15 protein-coding genes are annotated in these 21,304 nt (G+C 68.9%); 1 reads left to right on the top strand and 14 read right to left on the bottom strand.

What is annotated here, in order from left to right:
* Positions 1-67 precede the first annotated feature (67 nt).
* The 8 genes from dxs to ngcE form a co-directional block, all read right to left on the bottom strand.
* A complete protein-coding gene (dxs, locus tag ACLZOT_RS06035) occupies positions 68-1,993 on the bottom strand; it encodes a 1-deoxy-D-xylulose-5-phosphate synthase (RefSeq protein ID WP_416967672.1) in 1,926 nt (641 codons plus the stop codon).
* A 195-nt stretch (positions 1,994-2,188) separates the two neighbouring features.
* Positions 2,189-3,484: a sugar ABC transporter permease gene (locus ACLZOT_RS06030; RefSeq protein ID WP_416967857.1), complete on the bottom strand. Its 1,296-nt coding sequence runs from the start codon at positions 3,482-3,484 to the stop codon at positions 2,189-2,191.
* Between the two features lie 98 nt (positions 3,485-3,582).
* On the bottom strand, positions 3,583-4,374 hold the full coding sequence (locus ACLZOT_RS06025; RefSeq protein ID WP_416967671.1) for an ATP-binding cassette domain-containing protein: 792 nt from the start codon (positions 4,372-4,374) through the stop codon (positions 3,583-3,585).
* A gap of 328 nt (positions 4,375-4,702) precedes the next feature.
* Positions 4,703-5,812 (bottom strand): sugar ABC transporter substrate-binding protein, encoded by a 1,110-nt coding sequence (locus tag ACLZOT_RS06020; RefSeq protein ID WP_416967670.1) that lies wholly within the window; start codon positions 5,810-5,812, stop codon positions 4,703-4,705.
* Between the two features lie 133 nt (positions 5,813-5,945).
* Positions 5,946-7,145: an ROK family transcriptional regulator gene (locus ACLZOT_RS06015; protein ID WP_416967856.1), complete on the bottom strand. Its 1,200-nt coding sequence runs from the start codon at positions 7,143-7,145 to the stop codon at positions 5,946-5,948.
* A gap of 407 nt (positions 7,146-7,552) precedes the next feature.
* Positions 7,553-8,458 carry a carbohydrate ABC transporter permease gene (locus ACLZOT_RS06010; RefSeq protein ID WP_416967669.1) on the bottom strand — a complete coding sequence of 302 codons (906 nt, stop codon included), beginning with the start codon at positions 8,456-8,458 and terminating at the stop codon, positions 7,553-7,555.
* Positions 8,458-9,384: a carbohydrate ABC transporter permease gene (locus tag ACLZOT_RS06005; protein ID WP_416967668.1), complete on the bottom strand. Its 927-nt coding sequence runs from the start codon at positions 9,382-9,384 to the stop codon at positions 8,458-8,460. The genes ACLZOT_RS06010 and ACLZOT_RS06005 overlap by 1 nt, the downstream gene beginning before the upstream one ends.
* A 16-nt stretch (positions 9,385-9,400) precedes the next feature.
* Entirely contained in the window at positions 9,401-10,852 is a 1,452-nt protein-coding gene (gene ngcE / locus ACLZOT_RS06000) for an N-acetylglucosamine/diacetylchitobiose ABC transporter substrate-binding protein (protein WP_416967667.1), read from the bottom strand.
* Positions 10,853-11,256: 404 nt separating this feature from the next.
* Between ngcE and ACLZOT_RS05995 the strand changes: the two genes are divergently transcribed.
* Positions 11,257-13,257: an alpha-glucuronidase gene (locus ACLZOT_RS05995; protein WP_416967666.1), complete on the top strand. Its 2,001-nt coding sequence runs from the start codon at positions 11,257-11,259 to the stop codon at positions 13,255-13,257.
* A gap of 4 nt (positions 13,258-13,261) precedes the next feature.
* Here the strand turns inward: ACLZOT_RS05995 and ACLZOT_RS05990 are convergent, their stop codons facing one another.
* Genes ACLZOT_RS05990 through ACLZOT_RS05965 form a run of 6 tightly spaced genes read right to left on the bottom strand, consistent with a single transcriptional unit; the run spans position 13,262 to position 21,122 of the window.
* Complete coding sequence (locus ACLZOT_RS05990; RefSeq protein WP_416967665.1) at positions 13,262-15,280, bottom strand: beta-galactosidase; 2,019 nt, start codon at positions 15,278-15,280, stop codon at positions 13,262-13,264.
* Positions 15,277-16,038, bottom strand: a complete 762-nt coding sequence (locus ACLZOT_RS05985; protein ID WP_416967664.1) for a hypothetical protein — start codon at positions 16,036-16,038, stop codon at positions 15,277-15,279. The genes ACLZOT_RS05990 and ACLZOT_RS05985 overlap by 4 nt, the downstream gene beginning before the upstream one ends.
* Entirely contained in the window at positions 16,028-17,539 is a 1,512-nt protein-coding gene (locus tag ACLZOT_RS05980) for a GH39 family glycosyl hydrolase (protein WP_416967663.1), read from the bottom strand. Before ACLZOT_RS05980 ends, ACLZOT_RS05985 begins: the two co-directional genes overlap by 11 nt.
* Positions 17,536-19,206, bottom strand: a complete 1,671-nt coding sequence (locus ACLZOT_RS05975) for an extracellular solute-binding protein (RefSeq protein WP_416967662.1) — start codon at positions 19,204-19,206, stop codon at positions 17,536-17,538. The genes ACLZOT_RS05980 and ACLZOT_RS05975 overlap by 4 nt, the downstream gene beginning before the upstream one ends.
* A 27-nt stretch (positions 19,207-19,233) precedes the next feature.
* Complete coding sequence (locus ACLZOT_RS05970) at positions 19,234-20,133, bottom strand: carbohydrate ABC transporter permease (protein ID WP_416967661.1); 900 nt, start codon at positions 20,131-20,133, stop codon at positions 19,234-19,236.
* Positions 20,130-21,122 (bottom strand): ABC transporter permease, encoded by a 993-nt coding sequence (locus ACLZOT_RS05965; protein ID WP_416967660.1) that lies wholly within the window; start codon positions 21,120-21,122, stop codon positions 20,130-20,132. Before ACLZOT_RS05965 ends, ACLZOT_RS05970 begins: the two co-directional genes overlap by 4 nt.
* Between the last annotated feature and the right edge of the window lie 182 nt (positions 21,123-21,304).

Here is a 21,304-nt window from a genome sequence, read left to right as displayed (position 1 = left end):
CTCCATTAACGCGAATGGGCCGAACCCGTCACTCAAAGTAGTGAAGGATCCGGCCCGTTCAGGCGTGTCAGTCGCGCGCGGGCTCCACGGCGCCCACCTCTGCGGCGCTGCCGTACTTGCCGTCGAGCTTCGAGACGAGGCCCGTGACCTGGCGCGCGATGTCCGGCGCGGTCAGCCCGATCTCCGCCATGACCTCCGCGCGGGAGGCGTGGTCGAGGAAGCGCGGCGGGATGCCGAAGTCACGCAGAGGTACGTCGACGCCCGCGTCCCGCAGCGCCTGCGCGACCGCCGAACCGACGCCCCCGACGCGGGAGTTGTCCTCGACGGTGACGACGACCCGGTGGCGCTCGGCGAGCGGCGCCATCGCCTCGTCGACCGGCTTGACCCAGCGCGGGTCGACGACCGTGGTCGTGATGCCCTGCTTGTCGAGCAGCGAGGCGATCTCCAGGCACATCGGCGCGAGCGCGCCCACGGACACCAGCAGCACGTCCGGCCGGTCGGTGCCGGGCTCGCGCAGCACGTCCATGCCCCCGACCCGCCCGACGGCCGGTACGGCGGGCCCGACGGCGCCCTTGGAGAAGCGCACGACGGTCGGCGCGTCGTCGACGGCGACGGCCTCGCGCAGCTGGGCGCGGACCTGGTCGGCGTCGCGCGGGGCGGCGAGGCGCAGGCCCGGCACGACCTGGAGGATCGACATGTCCCACATGCCGTTGTGGGAGGCGCCGTCGGTGCCGGTGACGCCGGCCCGGTCCAGGACGAACGTCACACCGCACTTGTGCAGGGCGACGTCCATGAGGACCTGGTCGAAGGCGCGGTTCAGGAACGTCGCGTACACGGCGAAGACGGGGTGCACGCCCGCGTGCGCGAGGCCCGCGGCGGAGACCGCGCCGTGCTGCTCGGCGATGCCGACGTCGTAGATGCGGTCGGGGAACGCGTCCGCGAACTTCTTCAGGCCGACCGGCTGGAGCATCGCGGCGGTGATCGCGACGATGTCCGCGCGCTCCTTGCCGAGCGCGACCATCTCGTCGCCGAACACGGACGTCCAGTCCGCGCCGGACGCCTTGACCGGCAGGCCGGTGTCGGGGTGGATGGGGCCGATGCCGTGGAAGCGGTCCGCCTCGTCCTGGAGGGCGGGCCGGTAGCCGCGGCCCTTCTCGGTGATGCAGTGGACGATGACGGGCCCGCCGAAGCCCTTGGCGCGCGACAGGGCCGACTCCAGGGCCTCGATGTCGTGGCCGTCGATCGGGCCGAGGTACTTCAGGCCGAGGTCCTCGAACATGCCCTGGGGGGCGATGAAGTCCTTGAGGCCCTTCTTCGCGCCGTGCAGGGTGTCGAAGAGGGGCTTGCCGACGACCGGGGTGCGCTCCAGGAGGTCCTTGCCGCGCGCGAGGAAGCGCTCGTAGCCGTCCGTGGTGCGCAGGGTCGCCAGGTGGTTGGCGAGGCCGCCGATGGTGGGCGCGTAGGAGCGCTCGTTGTCGTTGACGACGATGACCAGCGGGCGGTCCTTCGCGTCGGCGATGTTGTTGAGCGCCTCCCAGGCCATGCCGCCGGTCAGCGCGCCGTCGCCGATGACGGCCACGACCCGGTCGTCCCGGCCGAGGATCTCGTTGCCCTTGGCGATGCCGTCGGCCCAGCCGAGGACCGTGGAGGCGTGGCTGTTCTCGATGACGTCGTGCTCGGACTCGCCCTGCGAGGGGTAGCCGGAGAGGCCGCCCTTCTGTTTGAGCTTCGTGAAGTCCTGGCGGCCGGTGAGGAGCTTGTGCACGTAGGACTGGTGGCCGGTGTCCCACAGCACCTTGTCCCGGGGGGACTCGAACACGCGGTGCAGGGCGATGGTCAGCTCGACCACGCCGAGGTTCGGGCCGAGGTGTCCGCCGGTCTTGGAGACGGCCTCGACGAGAAAGGTCCGGATCTCCCCGGCCAGCTGGTCCAGCTCCTCCAGGCTGAGCCGGTCCAGATCGCGCGGTCCCGTGATGCGGGTCAGCAGCGGCACCCGTGCCTCCTTGCAGTAGAGCTGTTCGAGCTGTTGCCGGGCTTGTCGAGTCTAATGTTCCGTCCCGGCGGCCGGACTTCGGGCCATGCGTCGTACGTCACTCGGTCGGCCGTACCCATCATGTGCTGAACCTATGACACGACAGTGCCCGGCACTCGTTTTCGAGTGCCGGGCACTGTCAGGTCGGGCAGGTGATCAGCCGCGGCCGGAAGCCTTCTGGCTCCGGCGGGAGACCGAGTCGATGACCACGGCGCCCAGGAGCACGCCGCCGGTGATCATGTACTGGATCGACGTGTTCATGTTGAGCAGGTCGAGGCCGGTCTGGATCGACTGGATGACCAGCATGCCCAGGAGCGCGGACCACACCGAGCCACGGCCGCCGAACAGCGACGTACCGCCGATGACCGCGGCGGCGATCGCCAGCATCAGCGTGTTGCCGCCGCCGGCGTTCAGCGTCGCGGACGCCGTCTGGCCGGCGAAGAACATACCGCCGACCGCCGCGAACCCGCCGGAGATGGCGAAGACGGAGATACGGATCATTGGCACGTTGATACCGGCACGGCGAGCCGCCTCGATACCGCCGCCGACCGCGAAGATCTTGCGGCCGTACGTCGTACGGCGCAGCACGAAGTCCACGATCACCAGCGCGGCGAGGAAGATCACCAGCGAGTTGGAGACGCCGTTGGAGTTGTTCAGGACGGCCGCGGCGACGAACGCGGCGACGGCCAGCAGGCCGACGCGGACCAGGATCTCGGCGGTCGGCCGGAACGGGACACCGGCCTCCTTGCGGCGGCGCTGCTCGCCCAGGTTGCCGACCAGCGAGAGGACGACGGCGAGACCGGCCAGCAGGTAGGCCCCGATGATCTGCTGGTCCATGAAGAAGGAGCTCTGGCCGAGGAGCTTCACCGGGCCGGAGTCCGCGGGGATGTTGATGCTGCCGGAGGAACCCAGCAGCCACAGCATCAGGCCGTTCCAGCCGAGGAAACCGGCCAGGGTGACGACGAACGCCGGCACGCCGATCTTCGCGAAGAACCAGCCGTGCAGCGCGCCGATCGCGGCGCCCGTGAGGACCGTCAGGAACAGCGAGAACCACGGGTTCATGGAGTGGTCCACCACGAACACCGCGAACAGCGTCGAGGCGAGGCCGCTGACCGAGCCGACGGACAGGTCGATCTCGCCCAGCAGCAGCACGAACACCAGGCCGATGGCGAGCATGCCGGTGGCCGAGAGGAAGTAGCTGATGTTGGAGAGGTTCTCGGCGCTCAGGAAGCGGTCGTTCTTCACCTGGAAGATCGTCCAGATGATGATCAGGCCGAGGACGACCGGGATCGAGCCCAGCTCACCGCCCTTGACCTTGCGCAGGAACTCCGTCCAGTAACCCTTCAAGCCCTCTTCGCGCACGAGGAGGCGGGGGTCGACGACGGTGACCGGCGCGGCCGTCGGGTCGTCGGCGGGGGCGACGGTGTCCTGGGCCGTGGCGGCCTTGGTCACCTCCGCCTTGGCGGTCTTCTCGGCCTCGGCCTGCTCCGCCTTGGCGGTCTGCTCGGCCGGCTCGGTCTTCTCGGCCTGCGTGTCCTTGGGTGTCTCGCTCACTTCGCAGCCTCCGTGGTGCGACGTCCCGCACGACGGGTCACGGCGTTGTCCGTGGCTCCGGTGATCGCGGCGATGATCTCTTCGTGGCTGGTGTCCTTCACCGGGAAGGAGCCGTTGTTCTTGCCCAGGCGCAGCACGTGGACGGTGTCGGCGACCGCCTTGACGTCCGCCATGTTGTGGCTGATCAGGATGACGCCGAGGCCGCGCTCGCGCAGCCGCTCCACCAGGTCGAGGACCTGCGCGGTCTGCTCGACGCCGAGGGCCGCGGTCGGCTCGTCCAGGATGACGACCTTCGGGTCGCCGATGAGGGCGCGGGCGATCGCGACGACCTGGCGCTGACCGCCGGAGAGGCTCGCGATCGGGATACGGACGCTCGGGATGCGGATGGAGAGCGTCGAGAGCAGCTCGCGCGCGTTCTTCTCCATCGTGACCTCGTCGATGACGCCGCGGCGCAGCAGCTCACGGCCGAGGTAGAGGTTGCCGACGACGTCCAGGTTGTCGCACAGGGCGAGGTCCTGGTAGACGGTCGCGACACCGAGGCCCTGGGCGTCGTGGGGCTTGTTGATGCTGACCGCGCTGCCCTCCCACTCGATGACGCCCTCGTCGATGGGGTGGACCCCGGCGATCGTCTTGACCAGCGTGGACTTTCCTGCGCCGTTGTCGCCGACCAGGGCGACCACTTCTCCGGCGTGGACCTCCAGATCGACGTCGGTGAGGGCCTGGACCGCACCGAATCGCTTGGAGACTCCGCGCAACGCCAGCACGGGCGTAGCGGACACGTGAACCATCTCCTTCGCCGCCTGACCGGCGGGATACCGCGCTGGGACTAAGCAAACGCGGGGGTATGTACGCGGCTGGGCGCACGGGGTTTACAAGATGAACATGCGCGCGGCCGTCGCGTACGGCAAGAGCGGCGCGTACGGCGGGGTGGCGCGCACCCCCTGATCCGCCCGGCGTCCGTCCCGGTAGCGGGACGTAGAGGGGACGAACGCCGGGCGAGCTTGAGGGGAAGGGGTCCCGGACAGCCCGCTGAGGAGCGAGGAGCCCGGCGTCCGGTCGTCCCGGCCGCCTGGCCCACCCGCTCCCCCGAGCTTGTCCGAACCCCCCGTGGCGCTGCTACTGGAGCCCGGCCGCCTTGCAGGGGGCCGCGAACTCGCCGGTGCAGATCTGCGCGGCGGTGTAGAGGCCGTCCTTGATGACCGTGCCCTTGATGTCGGCCTTGGTCACGGAGACCGGGGTCAGCAGCTGGGACGGGACCTTGTTGCCGGACCCGCTGGTCAGGGTGGTGGTGGCGAGGGAGGAGATGTCCTTGCCGTTGAGCAGGTCGACCGCCATCGTCGCGGCGGCGTCGGCCTCGGGCCGGAACGCCTTGTAGACGGTGGAGGACTGCGTCCCGGCGACGATGCGCTGGATGCCCGCGAGCTCGGCGTCCTGGCCGGTCAGCGGGATGCCGCTGATGCCCGCGCCCTTGAGGGTGTTGGCGATACCGCCGGCCATGCCGTCGTTGGCGGCGTAGACGCCCGCGATGTTCTTCGCGCCGAGCTGCGTGATCGCGGCGGACATCTTCTGCGCGGCGACGGTGTCCTTCCACAGACCCGACTGCTCGTAGGCGATGGTGACCTTGCCGTCGAGGGCCTGGTGCGCGCCCTTCTTGAACTCGGCGGCGTTCGGGTCGCCGTCGTCACCGTTGATCATGACGATCTTGGACGCCTTGGTGGCCTTCGCGCCGAGCGCGGTGAGCAGGGCCTGGCCCTGGAGCTCGCCGACCTTGACGTTGTCGAAGGAGACGTAGCCGGAGACCGGGCCCTGGGCGAGGCGGTCGTACGCGACGACCTTGACGCCCTTGTCGACCGCGGCCTGGATCGAGGACTTGATCGCGGCGGAGTCCTGGGCCGAGATCACGATCACCTTGACGCCCTTGGTGATCATGTTGCTGACCTGCTGGGCCTGGGTGGCGGCGCTGGCCGCGGCGTTCGCGTACTCGACCTTGCAGTCGGCACACAGAGCCTTGACCTTCTCCTCGAAGTACGGCTTGTCGAACTTCTCGTACCGCGCGGTCACGGTGTCGGGAAGCAGCAGCCCGATGGACTTGCTGCCGCCGCCGGAACCGGTGCCGGCCGAGGACGTGTCGCTGCTGCCACTGTCCTTGTCGTCGCCTGCCTTGCCGCACGCGGCCAGGGCGATCGCCATGGAGACGGCGGTGGCGCCGATGGCGACTCTACGCATCGTTGCGTTCATTGGGGTTGCCTCCCTGACAGGGCCGCAACGCTGCGGCCGAGGTGGCTGGAAGTCAACTCGGCCGTACGTTCGGCGTCAAGAAGTAAATACTTAACGAGATGGCAACGGCGCTATGCGTTCTCTAAGTGAACGCGGGTGCCGCGGCGGTCAGCGTGCCGTCCAAAAGCGTCGAATCGCCCATCTCGCTCAGGGCCAGCGCGAGCGCCCCGAGCACCTCCGCACGGCCCCCCAACGCCCCCGGCAGCACCGTCAGTTGACGGGCCGCGCTGGGGATCGCGTACCGCGAGACGGACTCGCGGATCGGGCCCAGTACCAGTTCTCCGGCCTCCGCGAGATCCCCGCCGAGGACCACCCGGCTGGGGTTCAGGAGGTTGCACAGGTTGGCGACACCACTGCCGATATGCCGCCCCACGTCGGCGATCACGCGGCGACAACCGGGGTCTCCGTCCCGCGCGAGCCGTACGACGCCCTCGACCGTGAGATCCGGGCCGTGACTGGGCTGAAGGAGTGGCAGGACGTACCGCGCGGCGGTGAAGGTCTCCAGGCAGCCGCGGTTTCCGCAGCGGCAGACCGGGCCCGACTCGTCGAGCGTGATGTGCCCGATCTCCCCCGCCGTGCCGCCCGGACCCCGGTAGATCCGCCCGTTGATGACGAGGCCCGCGCCGACCCCGCTCGCGACCTTGATGTAAGCAAGATCACGGACGCCCCGGCCGCTTCCCCAGACCATCTCGCCGAGCGCTCCGAGGTTGGCGTCGTTGTCGACGTGGACCGGGACACCGAGTCTGCCGCGCAGCTCCTCGGCGGGGCGGGTGCCGATCCAGCCCGGCAGGATCGCGGAGGAGCCGAGCGTCCCGGACTCCAGGTCGATCGGGCCGGGGACGCCGAGGCCCACCCCGGCGATCTTCGAGCGGTCCACGCCGGTCGCCTCGATCAGGCGGCTGACCAGCTCTTCCGCCCGGTCGAAGCCCTGCGCGGAGGACGCGTCGACGTCGAGGGGCTCGGCCTCCTCGGCGAGCACCTGGTGCGCGAGGTTGCCGACGGCGACGCGCAGGTGCGTGTGGCCGAAGTCGACCCCGATGACGATCCCCGCGTCCCCGCTGAGGCTGACGCTGCGCGCCCTGCGGCCGCCCGCCGACGTGGGCGTGACCTCGACGGTCCCGCCCTCCTTCAGCTCCCGGACGATGTTGGAGACGGTCGCGGCGGACAGGCCGGTCGTACGGGCGATCTCCGCCTGGGTGAGCGATCCGGCCATCCGTACGGCCCGTACGACCCGCTCCAGGTTGGCTCGGTGCAGTGACGACTGCGACCCCGGAGTCTCCACGACGACCTCCCGCGCGCGGGGCCGCCTCGACGAGGCCCCGACTATGTCCAACTAGTGAACTCTAAGCTGAGCCGTTCCGGTCGCCTCCCGTCAAGAGGTTGAACAGTTTCCGGGGAGATGGGGCGCGCAGTGTAAGGGACCCCCGGCAGTAAGCGTTTTCCACCGCTTTCATCAGGTGTACGTCGATGAGGGCCTGTGTCACGCCCCCGGTCGGATCAGCGCACGTCGTCTGGTGCTCCCCCAGAGGGGGACCCCCAGATCGCAAGGCGCCGGAGCGCCCGCGATGGGGGTGCCCCCTGGTCGAGCGAAGCCGAGAGCTTGGGGGAGTGCGTGCCAGGCGGCGGGCGCCCGGCCGGGGGTGTGACACAGGCCCTCAGGGCGCGGGACGCTCGCACGCCCCGCCCGGCTCATTTCAGGGCGCCCGCCGTGAGGCCGGCGACGACCTGGCGCTGGAAGACGATGTACGCCGCGAGGACCGGCAGCATCGCCATGACCAGGCCCGCGAACAGGCCCGACCAGTCGCCCTTGTAGCCCTGGCTGACGGCGAGCTGGACGAGGCCCTGGGTGAGGACGCGTTTGTCGGGGTCGGTGTTGAGGACCGTGGGCAGCAGGTACTGGTTCCACTGGCCGAGGAAGTTGAAGATGCCGACGCTGACCAGGGCGGGCCGGGCCATCGGCAGCATGATCTGGAAGAAGGTCCGGCTGTGCGAGGCGCCGTCGACGAACGCGGCCTCGGCGACCGAGGTGGGCAGGGAGCGGAAGAACGCCGTCAGGAAGAAGACCGTGAACGGCAGCGAGTAGGCGATGTAGACGAGGATCAGGCCGTGGATGGTGTTGAGGAGGCCCAGGTTGTTCACGACGTAGAACAGCGGGACCAGGGCGAGGATCACCGGGAAGCTCATGCCGCCGATGAAGAGGTAGTAGATGAAACGGTTTCCCGGGAACTCGAAGCGGGCCAGGACATAGGCCGCCATGGAGCCGAGGACCAGCGTCCCGATGAGCGAACCCCCCACCACGATCAGGGTGTTGAGGAAGTAGTCGCTCATGTGGGCCTCGGTCCAGGCCCGCCCCCAGTTGTCGAGGTGCAGCCCGTCGGGCAGCGACCAGGGCGAGTTGAAGATCGCCGAGTCGGTCTTGAAGGACGTCATCACCGCCCAGAGCAGCGGCAGGACGACCAGGATCGCCCAGATGATCAGCACACCGTGGGAGAAGACGTTCAGGACGCCCCGGTCGCGCTTCTCGCCGGGTGCCGGGCTCTTTTCCCCGGAGGTCTTCACCACGGGTACGGGAGCCGGGGTCTCGGTCGTCTTCATCAGTACTCCAGCCGCTCCCGCCGCCCCAGCCGCATCACGACCGCGGCGAACGCGAGCGTGACGACGAGCAGGGCGACGCCGATGGTGGTGGCGTAGGCGGCCTGACCGTCCCGGAACGCCGTCTGGTACACGTACAGCGTCATGACCGTCGTCGAGTAGTCCGGGCCGCCGGGTCCGACGGTCATGATCTGGACGACGGCGAAGGACTCGGCGCCGAGGGCGAGGATGCCCATGTAGACCCAGCCGGACTGCACGGTGTCCCACAGCAGCGGCAGGGTGATGCGGAAGAACGTCGCGGCCCGGCCGGCGCCGTCGAGGAGCGCCGCCTCGTACAGGTCGGCCGGGATCGACGCCATGCCCGCGGAGAACAGCACGACGAAGAACCCGACCGTCGACCAGACGAGCACCGCCATCACGCACCACAGCGCGAGATCCGGATCGCCGAGCCACAGCGGCTGGACGTTGTCGAGACCGACCCCGCGCAGGATCGAGTTGATCGCGCCGCTGTCCGGGTTGTAGGCGAAGGCGAACAGCAGCGCGACGATCGCGATCGACAGGACCTGCGGAAAGAAATAGACGATCTTGTAGAACGCCGATCCGCGCACCCCGGTGACCGCCGGTCCGCCCTTTCTCCGCCGCCCGCCCACATTGATCATGAAGGACAGGAAGAGGGCGAGCCCGATGGTCACCAGCGGCAGCACGAGCGCGAAGAGCAGGCTGTGCTGCAGCGATTTCCAGAAGACGTCGTCGTCGAACATCCGCCGGTAATTGGCGAACCCGACCATCTTGAATTCGGGGCTCAGGCCGGTCCAGTCGGTGAACGAGTAGTAGATCGACTGGACGAAGGGCCACAGGACGAACAGGGCGTACAGCCCCAGGGGCAGTGCGAGAAACCCGGCGATGAACCGGTACTGGCCGTGCCGCATCGCTCCACCGCTGCCTTTACTGGTGCTTGTAGTGCTTGATGGACGTGTCCTTCGCGGCGGCGTCGGCGTATCCCTGGATCTTGTTGATCGCCTCGACCGGGGTGAGCCGTCCGGCCATCATCTCGCCGAGCCCGGAGACCCCGATCTGCTCCTTCTGGAGCTTCACGTACCAGTCCTGGAGCCGCGGGTTGAGGACGTTGTCGCCGGCCTTCTGGAGCGCGGCGACGCCCGACTTGAGGCCCGGGGTGAGGGTGATCCCGTCGGTGCCGCCGTTGAACGCGCTGAGCGACTTGACCTTGGAGGTGAAGTTCCGGGACGCCGCCTCGCTCAGCATGATCCGCAGCTGCTCCATGCCGCCGAGGGCGTTGGCCGCCTTCGCGGGGACGATGAACGGCTCGCCGCCCGAGGCCCAGATCGTGCCGAAGGGCATCTTGTCGGAGGCGTCGATGCCGGTCGGCGCGGAGACGGCCAGGTTGAAGTCCGCGGGGATGACGTTCGCCGACTCGTTCTCGACCCAGGAGCCGTTCGGGATGAACAGCGCCCTGCCCTGCGCCCACGCCGTCTGCGACTGGATGTGGTCCAGACCAGGGGTGCCCTTGAGGATGTAACCCTTCTTGTACAGCTCGTAGTACGCCTCGAAACAGGTCTTGACCGCCGGGTGCTTCCAGGCGTTCGGCTCCAGGTTGTCGATCGCGTCGAGGGCCTCGCGGCCGCCGACCTTGCCGATCATCGGGTAGAGCGAGAAGGGCAGGTAGTACGGGTACTTGCCCGCGTACGTCCAGCCCGCCATGCCCTTCTTCTTGGCCTTCTCGCAGACCGCGAGCATCTGGTCCCAGGTCTCCGGGTACGCCGAGTCGAGGGCGTCCAGCGCCTTCTGCGAGTACCAGACGCCGTACACCGTGTAGGCGTAGTACATGATCCACACCGGGGCGCCGTCGAGCTGGCCCATCTCGACGATGCCGGGGCGCAGGGTGTCGCGGACCTTCTTGTTCGGGTCGTCGTAGGACGGGGCGTCGAGCAGCGGGGTGAGGTCAGTGAGCTGCTTCTTGCTGGACAGGATGCCCATGTCCATCTGCTCGGCGCCCGAGTTGTCGATCAGGTCGGGCGGGGTGCCCTGGTTGAAGCGGGGCTGTAGGACGGACTGGATCTTCTGGGTGGCCGAGAACTTGACCTTGGCCTTGGGGAACGCCTTCTCGTACGACGCGACCGCGTCCTTGGCGTACTGGGTGCCGAAGCCGCCGTCGAACAGGACGAACTCCAGGTTCGCCGACTCGTCGACGCCGAGCGGGTTCTTCGCGGTCTTGGTGCCGGTCTTCGCCTTCTCCTCGCTGTCGCCGCCACTGCTGGCGCAGGAGGTCAGGAACGACAGCGCCGGTGCGGAGACCAGCCCGAGCGCTGCGGTCGTCCGGATCATCGTGCGGCGGCCGACGCCTGCCGGTCCCCGGCTTTCTGCGGATGTGGATCCCATGCTCAAGTCCTCGCCTTCTCCAGGACTCAGGGCGGCACCGGATCAGCTCCGGGGCCGCGTCGGGTCAAGCAGGGTCGTGCAGGAAACGCCGACAGGTATAGTCCATTTCCCGGGGCAGGAGCAAGATCGAATGCAAGGTTGGTCAAGCCTGTTTTCCAAGTTGAGACCTCGCGGAAATCCGAACGGCCCGCTCCGCATCGGACCGTCGAATTCGCGCCGCCACAAGCGCTTTCCCCAGTGAACGTCCTTGACATCACAGGCCACTTGACCACCTACTGATTCCCGTACCACCCAGGGGAAAACGTTGTCCGGTCCGGGGTGTCCGAGCGGTCGGGAGGCCCCGGCGGGGCAAGCGGTTTCACCCGATCGTGGTGGTCCGTGCGAGCCGCCGAGTTGGGGGATTCATGCCGTCGTCCGAGAGTCTCGACCGCCTCGATGCCGCGTGGCTGCCGCCGGAGGCGTTCCGGGCGGTGGGGGTCCGGCGGGTGTGCGTGCGCGGGGGCGGGGGGCTGGTGGAGACCGTGCGGGAGGAGGTGCGGGCGGCTTGCGGGCGGTTCGGTGGGGAGGCGGTCGCGCAGGGGGTTGCTTCGGGGGGCGCTTCGGAGGTGTACGACCTGCTGCTGGAACTCGGCGAACTCGGGGCGTCCGGCGAACTCGTGGGCTCCGGAGAGGAGTTCACGTTCGCCTTCGACGGCTCCCGCGCCTCGGTCACCGCGTCCGGCGGGGCCGGGCTGCTCCACGGGCTCTTTCACGTCGTGCGGCTCGGCGAGGGCGCGTTCAGCGGGCCGGCGCGCAGTGAACTCCACTCCCCCGCGCTGCCGTTGAGGATGGTGGACCACTGGGACAACGTGGCCGTGCACCCGGTGATGGGGCAGGTGGAGCGGGGGTACGCGGGCGGGTCGGTGTTCTGGGCGGACGGGCGGGCCCGGGGGGACGCTGCGCGGGTGCGGGCGTACGCGCGGCTGCTCGCGGCCTGCGGGGTGAACGCGGTCGCCGTGAACAACGTCAACGTGCACGCGGTGGAGGCGCGGCTGCTGACCGAGCGGATCGGTGAAGTCGCCTTCGTGGCCGACGTGTTGCGGGCCTACGGGATCCGTACGCATCTGTCGGTGACGTTCGCGGCGCCGATCGTGCTGGGTGGGCTGGAGACCGCCGATCCGCTGGACGCGGGGGTGCGGGAGTGGTGGGCCGGGGCCGTGCGGGGGGTGTACGACGCGATCCCGGACTTCGGGGGGTTCGTGGTGAAGGCGGACTCCGAGGGGCAGCCGGGGCCGTTCGCCTACGGGCGCTCGCACGCGGACGGCGCCAACATGCTGGCCGCCGCGCTCGCGCCGTTCGGGGGGACGGTGCACTGGCGGGCGTTCGTGTACGACCACCGGCAGGACTGGCGGGACCGCTCGACGGACCGGGCGCGGGCCGCGTACGACCATTTCGCGCCATTGGACGGGGAGTTCGCCGAGGGCGCGGTGCTCCAGGTGAAGCACGGGCCGATGGACTTCCAGACCCGGGAGCCGGTGTCGCCGGTGCTGGGGGCGCTGCCCCGGACGCGGTTCGCGGTGGAGGTGCAGGCGACCCAGGAGTACACCGGGCAGCAGCGGCACGCCTGTTGGCTGGGGCCGATGTGGAGCGAGGTGCTGAGGTTCCGGCCGACGGGTGAACAGGGGCCGTCCGTCGGGGAGTTGGCGGCCGAGCTGATCGCGGTGTCGAACGTGGGGGACGATCCGTTCTGGACGGGGCATCCGCTGGCGCAGGCGAACCTGTACACGTTCGGCCGGTTGGCGTGGCAGCCGGATGCCGAGCCGCTGGACATCCTGGACGAGTGGATCCGACTGACCTACGGGGCCGGGCCGTTGGCGGAGCTGCGGTCGATTCTGGCCACGTCCTGGGCGACGTACGAGAAGTACACGGCGCCGCTCGGGGTGGGGTTCATGGTGCAGCCGGGGCATCACTACGGGCCGAGTGTCGACGGGTACGAGTACAGCCCCTGGGGGACCTACCACTTCGCCGACCGGGACGGGGTGGGGGTGGACCGGAGCGTGGCGACCGGGACGGGCTACGCGGGGCAGTACGGGGAGCCGTGGGCGTCGGTGTACGAGTCGGTGGAGAGCTGCCCGGACGAACTGCTGCTGTTCTTCCACCATGTGCCGTACGGGCATGTGCTGAAGAGCGGGAAGACCGTGATCCAGCACATCTACGACACGCACTTCGAGGGGGTCGAGGAGGCGGAGGAGGCCCGCCGGGTGTGGGCGGGCCTCAAGGGGGTGGTGGATCCGGAGCGGTTCGCGCGGGGGGTGGAGCGGTTCGAGGAGCAGGTGCGCAGCGCCCGGGAGTGGCGGGATCAGGTGAACACGTACTTCTTCCGGAAGTCGGGGATCGCCGACGAGCGGGGGCGGGTCGTCTACTGATCGGCTACTGATCGGCCTTGAGGACCACGACGCCGAGCGGGTCGAGGATGAGGGGGGAGCCTGCCTCGACCCGTTTGCCGGTGAGGAGGTCGGTCGTGGTGGTGTGGGCGGTCAACTCGGCTGTCTCGCGGGCGTGGTTGAGGAGGAAGAGGAGCGGGGTGCCGTCCTCGGTGACGCGGGTGGCGGTCTCGACGGCGGGGTGGTCGGCGTAGGGGCCGATGAGGTGGTGGCGGGCGAGGACGAGACGGACGACGTGGTCGACGCCGGGCTGGTCGAGGGCTGTGGCGACGTACCAGCCCTCGCCGCCCCGTTCACCGAAGCGGTTGCGGGTGACCGCGGGTGTACCGGCGTAGAAGTCCGCGCCGTACGGGGCCACGGGTTCGGCGCCTCTGAGCTGGACGATCTCGAAGACCAGGCGGGCCTGTGACTCGGGGCCGTCCGGAAGTACTACGGGTTGTACGACCTCCGGGGGACGGGAGTCCCACTCGTCGATCCTGATACCCAGGAGGGATGCCAGGGGGCCGGGAAGGTCGGTGAGGAAGGCGCGGTCGTGTTCGTCGGAGCGGGCGGACAGGAACGTCGCGAGCACGGTCCCGCCGCGCTCGGCGACCTCTTCGAGGCGGGCCGCCAGGTCGCCCTTGACGAGGTGGAGGGCGGGGGCGAGGACGACGTCGTACGGGGTGAGGTCGGCGGTGACGGGGACGACGTCGACGTCCGCGCCGGCCTCGCGGGCGGCGCGGTAGTAGGCGTGGACGACGTCCAGGTAGCGGACGAGGCGGGAGGGGCCGTCGGACAGCTCCAGGGCCCACCAGCTGTCCCAGTCGAAGAGGAGCGCGGTGCGGGAGGGGGTGCGGGCGCCCAGGGTGAGGTCGCCGAGGTCGGCCAACTCCCGGCCCAGGGCGGCGACTTCGCGGAACGTACGGGTGTCGTCGCGGCCGGCGTGGCCGATGACGGCGCCGTGGTACTTCTCGCAGGCGCCCCGGGAGGCGCGCATCTGGAAGTACAGGGCCGCGTCGGCGCCGTGCGCGACCGCCTGCCAGGTGGCGAGGCGGAGTTCGCCGGGGCGGTGCAGGGGGTTGACGTCGCGGCACGCCGTCGTGGACGGGGTCTGTTCCATCAGCCAGAAGGGGGCGCCGTCCTTGAGGCCGCGCATCAGGTCGTGCGCGAGGGCCGGGCGGGTCGGCGGGGCGTCCAGGGGCGGGTAGTTGTCCCAGGACGCGAAGTCGAGGTGCGGGGCCCAGCGGTGGTAGTCCAGGGGGCGGTAGGTGCCCATCATGTTCGTCGTCACCGGGGTCTCCGGGTCGTGCTCCCGGATCGCCGCCTTCTCCGCCGTGAAGCAGCCGAGGAGGGCGTCGGTCATGAACCGCTGGTAGTCCAGGGTGATGCCCTGGAACGCGGTGTGGTCGGGGCCCCGCCAGTGCTCGGTGAGCGCGCTCGGGGGTTCGATCTCGGCCCAGTCGGTGTAGCGGTGGGACCAAAAAGTCGTCCACCAGGCGTCGTTGAGGGCGTCGAGGGTGCCGTGCCGCGCCTTCAGCCAGTCCCGGAACGCGTCCGCGCACAGGTCGCAGTAACAGGCGCCGCCGTACTCGTTGTTGATGTGCCAGGCCAGCAACGCCGGGTGGGTCGCGTAGCGTTCGGCCAGGCGGGACGCCATCGCCGTCGAGAGGCGGCGGTACGCCGGGGAGCTGGGGCAGAAGTTGTGGCGCTGGCCGTAGCGGTGGCGGCGGCCCTCGAAGTCGGTGCGGTTGACCTCCGGGTACTTCTTCGCGAGCCACGGAGGCAGGGCGGCGGTGCCGGTCGCCAGGCAGACGCTTCTGCCCTCCGCCGCCGCGCGGTCCAGGATGTCGTCCAGGACCGTGAAGTCGTAGGTGTCCTCGACCGGTTGGGTCAGGGACCAGATGAACACGCCGACGGTGAGCGTGTCGATGCCGGCCTCGCCGAACAGACGGTGGTCCTCCGTCCAGACCTCCCGCGGCCATTGCTCGGGGTTGTAGTCGCCGCCGTACCGGATCCTGTCGGTCATGCGGTGAAGTCCTCCGTCGTCTCGGCGATCACCGGGCGGGCGGTGTGGAGCAGGGAGAGGAGCAGGGGCGCCGCGAGCAGGGCGGGGAGGGCCTCGGTGAGCAGGGCCGTCATCGCGCCGGTCAGGATCAGCAGGGAGAGGGCGCCCAGGGTGACCTTGGCGCGGCGCAGGAGGAAGTACGCGGCCAGGCGGGCCGTGTCCCTCGCGCGGAACGTGAACAGGGAGGTGAGGACCAGGGCGTGGGCGCCCCACAGGAGGGTGGTGAGGGCGGTCGCCGCGATGATCAGGGCCCACCAGGCGGGGAGGCCGGTGGCCTGGAAGTGGGTGAGGGTGAAGGCGGTTACCGTCAGCCAGGCCAGGAGGGGGGTCCAGAGTTTCAGCGCGGGGAGGGTGTTGGCGCGCAGGCCCTGGAGGTAGAGGCGGGTGGGGTGGAGGTCGGTGAGGTCGGTGCCGCGGTGGTGGAGGGCGTAGAGGGCGGCGGAGGTGGCGGGGCCGAGGGGGAGGAGGAAGAGGGCGGCGAGGGGGGTGGGGCCCACGAGGAAGAGAGGGATCAGGCCCGGGGCTGCGGTGGTGAGGAGTAGCGCTTCTGTGGTCAGGAGGGTGTGGATGAGGGCGGCGGCTTTTGAGAGGGGTCCACTGCCGAAGTCCCGGGTGCGGGTTGTGGGGGGCTGGTCGCGCCCCGCGGCGGAGCCGCTAATAGATACAGCCCCGCGCCCCTGAGCGGCGCTGCGCGGCCGCAGTTGAGCGTCAGCGCTCATTTGTCCTCCCCAACAGCCGTCCCTCGTCCCACCAATCGAAGCTCTCGTCCACCACCGGCGCCAGCTCCACCAGCGTCACTTCGTTGCGGGCCAGTGTGAGGCGCAGGTCCGCGCGGCCCTCTGCGAGGGGGAGGCGGAAGTGGGTGCGGGACGGTTCCGCCGCCTCGTGCAGCATGTCCAACTGGCCCTGTTTCGGGGAGCGGGGGCTGCCCATCTCCCGCCATGCGGTGTACGCGTTGCCGTGGTCCTCGTCCACGGTGGAGCGGCGTACGAATGCCTCTGCCCCACGCAGCGGGATCGAGAGGTGGACCTCGTGGTGGGTCGGGCCCAAGGTCTCCCCCGTGGGGTCGACCGGGGCCCAGGCCAAGAGAGTTACCCGGCCGTCGGGATGGCGGGTGACCAAGTGGTGGTCGCCCCTCGACAGGAGGTCGGGGCCCATGCGGGACATGAACGCGTACAGGTGGAACGTCGGCTTCTTGATCTGACGGTGCGTCAAGAGGCCGAAGCCGCCGTGGAAGAGGGCCGTGGGGACGCCCGCCTCCTCGAACATGTCGCTGAACGTCCAGTAGGAGAAGGAGTCGGCCAGCTCGCCGCCCTCCGCGAGGACGGGGGCGAGGTAGGCGGCGTTGAAGGCGGTGTCGTGGATGAGGTTGTCGGGGCAGTAGGAGGAGTTGAACTCGGTGATGTGGACGGGGAGTTCGGCGTACCGGGTGCCGTCGAGCTGGCGGCGCGGGGTGGCGAACTGGTCGAGGAGGCCGGAGGCCGGTGCGAGGGTCTGGTACGAGGTGAACGGGACGCGCTGGGCCGGGCCCGACGTGTAGGCGTGCCGGGAGACGAAGTCGAGGGGGACGTCGTTGCGGTCGGCGAACTCGGCGAAGCGGGGCAGCCATTCGTCGGCGCCGGGCGAGATCGCCGGGCCGCCCACCTGAAGGCTGGCGTCAACCTCCTTCACGGCATGGGCGGTTACCTCGTAGAGCTGGTGGTACGCCTTTTCGTCGGCGTTCTCCCAGAAGCTGTCGAGGTTGGGTTCGTTCCAGACCTCGATGGGCCAGGTGCGGACCTCGTCGAGGCCGTGGCGGTCGATCAGGTGGGTGAGGGTGGCCCGGACCAGGGCGGCCCACTCGGTGTGGGAGCGGGGCGGGGTGACGTTGCCCTTCCACCAGAAGATCGTCTGGGAGCCGGAGGCCAACTCCTCGGGCATGAAGCCGAGTTCGAGGAAGGGGCGGATGCCGAGCTCCAGGTAGGAGTCGATGACCTGGTCGACGTACGTGAAGTTGTGGTGCAGACCCCGGGTGTCCCGGTGTTCGTAGGGGCGGACGACGCCCATGCCGTCGCCGAACAGGCCGTGGCCCCTGATGTGCCGGAAGCCGATCTCGCGCTGGACCAGCTTCAGGGAGTCGAAGTAGTCGCGGCGCAGGGCGAGTTCGGTCCGTCCGGTGCCGACGCAGTGGCGCCAGGCGTCGGAGAAGGGACCGAGGGGCTCGGCGGGGACGCGGATCACCCGTGGTCCTTCCGGTAGCGCTCGTACGCCTTGTTGTGCAGGGCGACGAGCTGGTCCATGTTCTTGGCCTTCAGCTCCGAGACGTAGGAGTCCCATTCGGACAGGGGGCGCTTGCCCAGGGCGAACTGGAGGGCGTTCTGGCCGACGTGGTCCTTGAGGGGGGTGTCCCAGAGGGTGGCCTGTTCCTGCTCGAAGGATTCGAGGGGGTGGGCGGGAGCGACGGGGAGTTCCTTGCGCTGGGCCATCGCGTCCTGGAACTTCTTCTCGTCGGGGCTGAAGTTCGAGGAGACCAGCGCCCAGCTGCCGCCGTAGGTGAACACGCCGTTGAAGAAGCCGAAGTCCTTCTGGAGGTCCTTCGGGGCGTCGGGGATCGAGCCCATGAGGGAGATACCGGGCTCCAGTTTGTACTGGCCGCCGCTGTAGGTGTAAGTCGTGCCCTGGACGCCCCACTTGGAGAAGCGCTGGCCCTCGTCGGAGTACCAGAGCCAGTCGACGAACTGCATCATGGCCACGAAGTCGTCGCTCTTGAGGGCCTTGCTGGAGATCATGAGGCCGTTCTCCAGCCGGCCGCCCCCGAGGACGACGGGCCCGGCGGGGCCGAGCGGCACGGGGACCATCTCGATGGTGGCGCCCCGGACTTGCTTGGTCAGGTTGTAGCGGTACTCCTGGACCAGGACCTGGGGGTTGGCGCTGATCGCGAAGGACTTCTCGGCGAGGAGCTTCTGCTGCGCGTTGTCGTCGGTCTGGGTGAAGCTCTCGGGGTCCATGAGCTTCTCGGAGACCAGCTTGGCGACGAACTCGATCATCTGGCGGAACTCGTCCCGGGCGCCGGTGAAGACGAACTGCTTCTTGGCGGCGTCCCAGCTGAGGTTGTCGTAGGACCAGCCGGCCTGGACGCCGTACGCCTGCCCGAGGTAGCCGAAGAACGCCCCTGGCGGGAACGGGGTGTTGACGTTCCAGCGGTCGGAGAAGGGGTAGCGGTCGGGGTATTCGGTCTTCAGCGCCTTGAAGACGGTGTAGACCTCGTCCCAGGTGGTGGGCAGGGCGAGGCCGTGCTTGTGGAGGACGTCCGTGCGGAAGGCCATGGAGTAGCCGGACTTGAGCTTCTCGTGCAGGCCGGGCAGCAGGTAGTAGTTGCCGTCGGCCTGGCGGATCGCGTCGAGTTCGGGCTCAAGCTTCCATCTCTTCACCTTGTCCTGGAAGTTGGGCATCAGGTGGACGTACTCGCTGACGGGGAGGATCGCGCCGGAGGAGACGAAGGCGGCCTCGGCGGGGTGGTACGTCTTGGGGATGAGGAAGGGCGCGTCGCCCGCGCCGATGAGGAGGCTGCGCTTCTTCTCGTAGTCGCTGAGCGGCACCGAGATCGGCTTGAGGGTGACGCCGGTGCGCCGGGTCAGCTCCTTCCAGAACAGCCAGCTCGACTTCATCGGGTAGGCCGGGTTGTCGTTGTGCAGGACGTCGAAGGACAGCGGCTTGGCCGCCTTGAACTGCTGGCCGACGCGGAAGTCCTCCATCGCGCCGTTCTGCTTCTTCGAGAGGTCCTTGGAGTCGCCGCCGTCGTCGCCGCTGCCGCAGCCGGTGAGGGTGGCGAGGCCGACGAACCCGGCGGCGGCCAGGATCTGACGGCGTGACAACTGGCCTGCGTTGGGGCGGGAGTTCTTCTTCACCGGATACTCCTTGGGAGGTGGGGGCGGTCAGCCCTTGACCGCGCCGAGCATCACGCCCGAGACGAAGTAGCGCTGGACGAACGGGTACACGCACAGGATCGGCAGCGAGGTGAGCACGATCGTCACGGCCTGGATGGAGGCCGCGACCTGTGTCCCCTGCTCCGTGGTGGCGCCGGCGTTGGAGGCCCCGGTGGCGCCCGCGATGATGTTGCGCAGATAGACGGTGACCGGCATGAGGTCGGTCCGGTCCATGTACAGGAACGCCTGGAACCAGGAGTTCCAGAAGGACACCGAGTAGAACAGGATCATCGTCGCGACGACGGCCTTGGACAGCGGCAGCACGACGCGCAGCAGGATGCCGTACGTACTGAGCCCGTCGATCTGGGCGGCCTCCTCCAGCTCGCTCGGCAGGGACTCGAAGAACGCCTTCATCACCAGCAGGTTGAAGACGCTGATGGCGTTGGGCAGGGCGATGGCCCACACGGAGTTCTTCAGGTCGAGGCTGGTGATGAGGACGTAGTTGGGGATGAGACCGCCGGAGAAGAACATCGTGAACACGGCGACGCCGACGAGGAATCCGCGCCCTTTGAGGTTCCTCTTGGACAGGACGTAGGCGTAACAGGTCGTCAGGACCATGGCGACGGCGGTGGCGACGACCGTGTACAGGACGGTGTTGCCGTAACTGCGCCAGAACGTCGAGTCGTTGATGACGATGCGGTACGTCGTGAGGTCGAATCCCTTGGGCCACAGGGTGACTTGGCCGGAGCGGATCTCGCGCTCGCCGCTGAAGGAGCGGGCGACGATGTTGAGGAACGGGTACAGCGTGAGGACGACGACGCCGGTGAGGATCACGCCGTTGACGCCCTGGAAGACGCGGTAGCCGCGCGTCGGCTGGTTGACCGAGGTGCGTACCCTGACCTTGCTCACCACAGGCTGGTCCCCACTGTGCGGCGCGAGAGCTGGTTCGCGGAGGTGATGAGGACGAGCCCGATGACCGCCTCGAACAGGCCGATGGCCGCCGCGTAGCTGAAGCTGTTGGACTCGACACCGGCCCGGTAGAGGTAGGTCGAGACGACGTCGGCGGTCGGATAGGTCAGCGGGTTGTACAGCAGCAGGATCTTCTCGAAGCCGACCGCCATGAACGTGCCGATGTTGAGGATCAGCAGCGTGATCATCGTGGGCCGGATCCCGGGCAGCGTGACGTGCCAGATCTGCTGCCAGCGGTTGGCGCCGTCGATGCGGGCGGCCTCGTACAGGTCGTCGTCGATGGTGGTGAGCGCGGCGAGGTAGAGGATCGTGCCCCAGCCGGCGGTCTGCCAGATCTCGGAGCCGACATACACCGTCCGGAACCACTCGGGTTCCTGGATGAACCGGATCGGATCGTGCCCGAGCCAGCCCAGGACGTGGTTGACCGGCCCGTCGGTCGCGAGCATCTGCATGGTGATACCGGCGACGATCACGATCGACAGGAAGTGCGGCAGATAGGACACCGACTGCACGAACCGCTTCAGCGCGGTGCGGCGCACCTCGTTGAGAAGCAGCGCCAGCACGATCGGGATCGGGAAGCAGAAGACGAGGGTCAGCAGGCCCAGCCACAAGGTGTTGCGGAAGACCTGCCAGAAGGTCGGATCGGTGAGGAACATGCGCACATAGCGCAGCCCCACCCACTGCTCGCCCAGGATCGAGCCGCCCGGCTCGAACCGGCGGAACGCGATGACGTTCCCGATCATCGGCAGATAGCGGAAGACCAGGAAGAACAGCAGCGGCAGGACCACCAGCGAGTACAACTGCCAGTCGCGCCGCAGCGCCCGGCGCCAACTGCGGCGCGCGGACGGGTACTTCGTGCCACCCGGGGACTTCGGGGGTGGCGGGTCCTGGGTGCCCGGCGGGGGCGCCGACGTGGTGGAGGTGCTCATGCTCGGGCCTCCCGGAGCGGGGACGCGGAACCGAAACTTTCGAGCTCTTACCGGTAACTTCGCGGCAACTTATGGGCACGTAGAAACCGCTGTCAATGGGTCATGCAGGAGATTCCTGAGGAAGCGGTGGTGCGTTGGAACCGTCGGCGAGGGGGTAGAACAGGGACGTCCGGCCCTTCCCA

The sequence above is a fragment of the Streptomyces sp. 4F14 genome (assembly GCF_048159485.1).
Taxonomy (GTDB): domain Bacteria; phylum Actinomycetota; class Actinomycetes; order Streptomycetales; family Streptomycetaceae; genus Streptomyces.
The sequence above is the reverse complement of the archived record's forward strand: the minus strand, read 5'-3'. Positions and strand labels throughout refer to the sequence as shown.

Excerpts from the sequence above, each read along its gene's own strand:
- ACLZOT_RS05985 (WP_416967664.1), bottom strand. The coding sequence starts at position 16,038 with ATGAGCGCTGACGCTCAACTGCGGCCGCGCAGCGCCGCTCAGGGGCGC.
- ACLZOT_RS05965 (WP_416967660.1), bottom strand. The coding sequence starts at position 21,122 with ATGAGCACCTCCACCACGTCGGCGCCCCCGCCGGGCACCCAGGACCCG.
- ACLZOT_RS06025 (WP_416967671.1), bottom strand. The coding sequence starts at position 4,374 with ATGGTTCACGTGTCCGCTACGCCCGTGCTGGCGTTGCGCGGAGTCTCC.
- ACLZOT_RS05990 (WP_416967665.1), bottom strand. The coding sequence starts at position 15,280 with ATGACCGACAGGATCCGGTACGGCGGCGACTACAACCCCGAGCAATGG.
- ACLZOT_RS06005 (WP_416967668.1), bottom strand. The coding sequence starts at position 9,384 with ATGCGGCACGGCCAGTACCGGTTCATCGCCGGGTTTCTCGCACTGCCC.
- ngcE (WP_416967667.1), bottom strand. The coding sequence starts at position 10,852 with ATGGGATCCACATCCGCAGAAAGCCGGGGACCGGCAGGCGTCGGCCGC.
- ACLZOT_RS06010 (WP_416967669.1), bottom strand. The coding sequence starts at position 8,458 with ATGAAGACGACCGAGACCCCGGCTCCCGTACCCGTGGTGAAGACCTCC.
- ACLZOT_RS06020 (WP_416967670.1), bottom strand. The coding sequence starts at position 5,812 with ATGCGTAGAGTCGCCATCGGCGCCACCGCCGTCTCCATGGCGATCGCC.
- ACLZOT_RS05995 (WP_416967666.1), top strand. The coding sequence starts at position 11,257 with ATGCCGTCGTCCGAGAGTCTCGACCGCCTCGATGCCGCGTGGCTGCCG.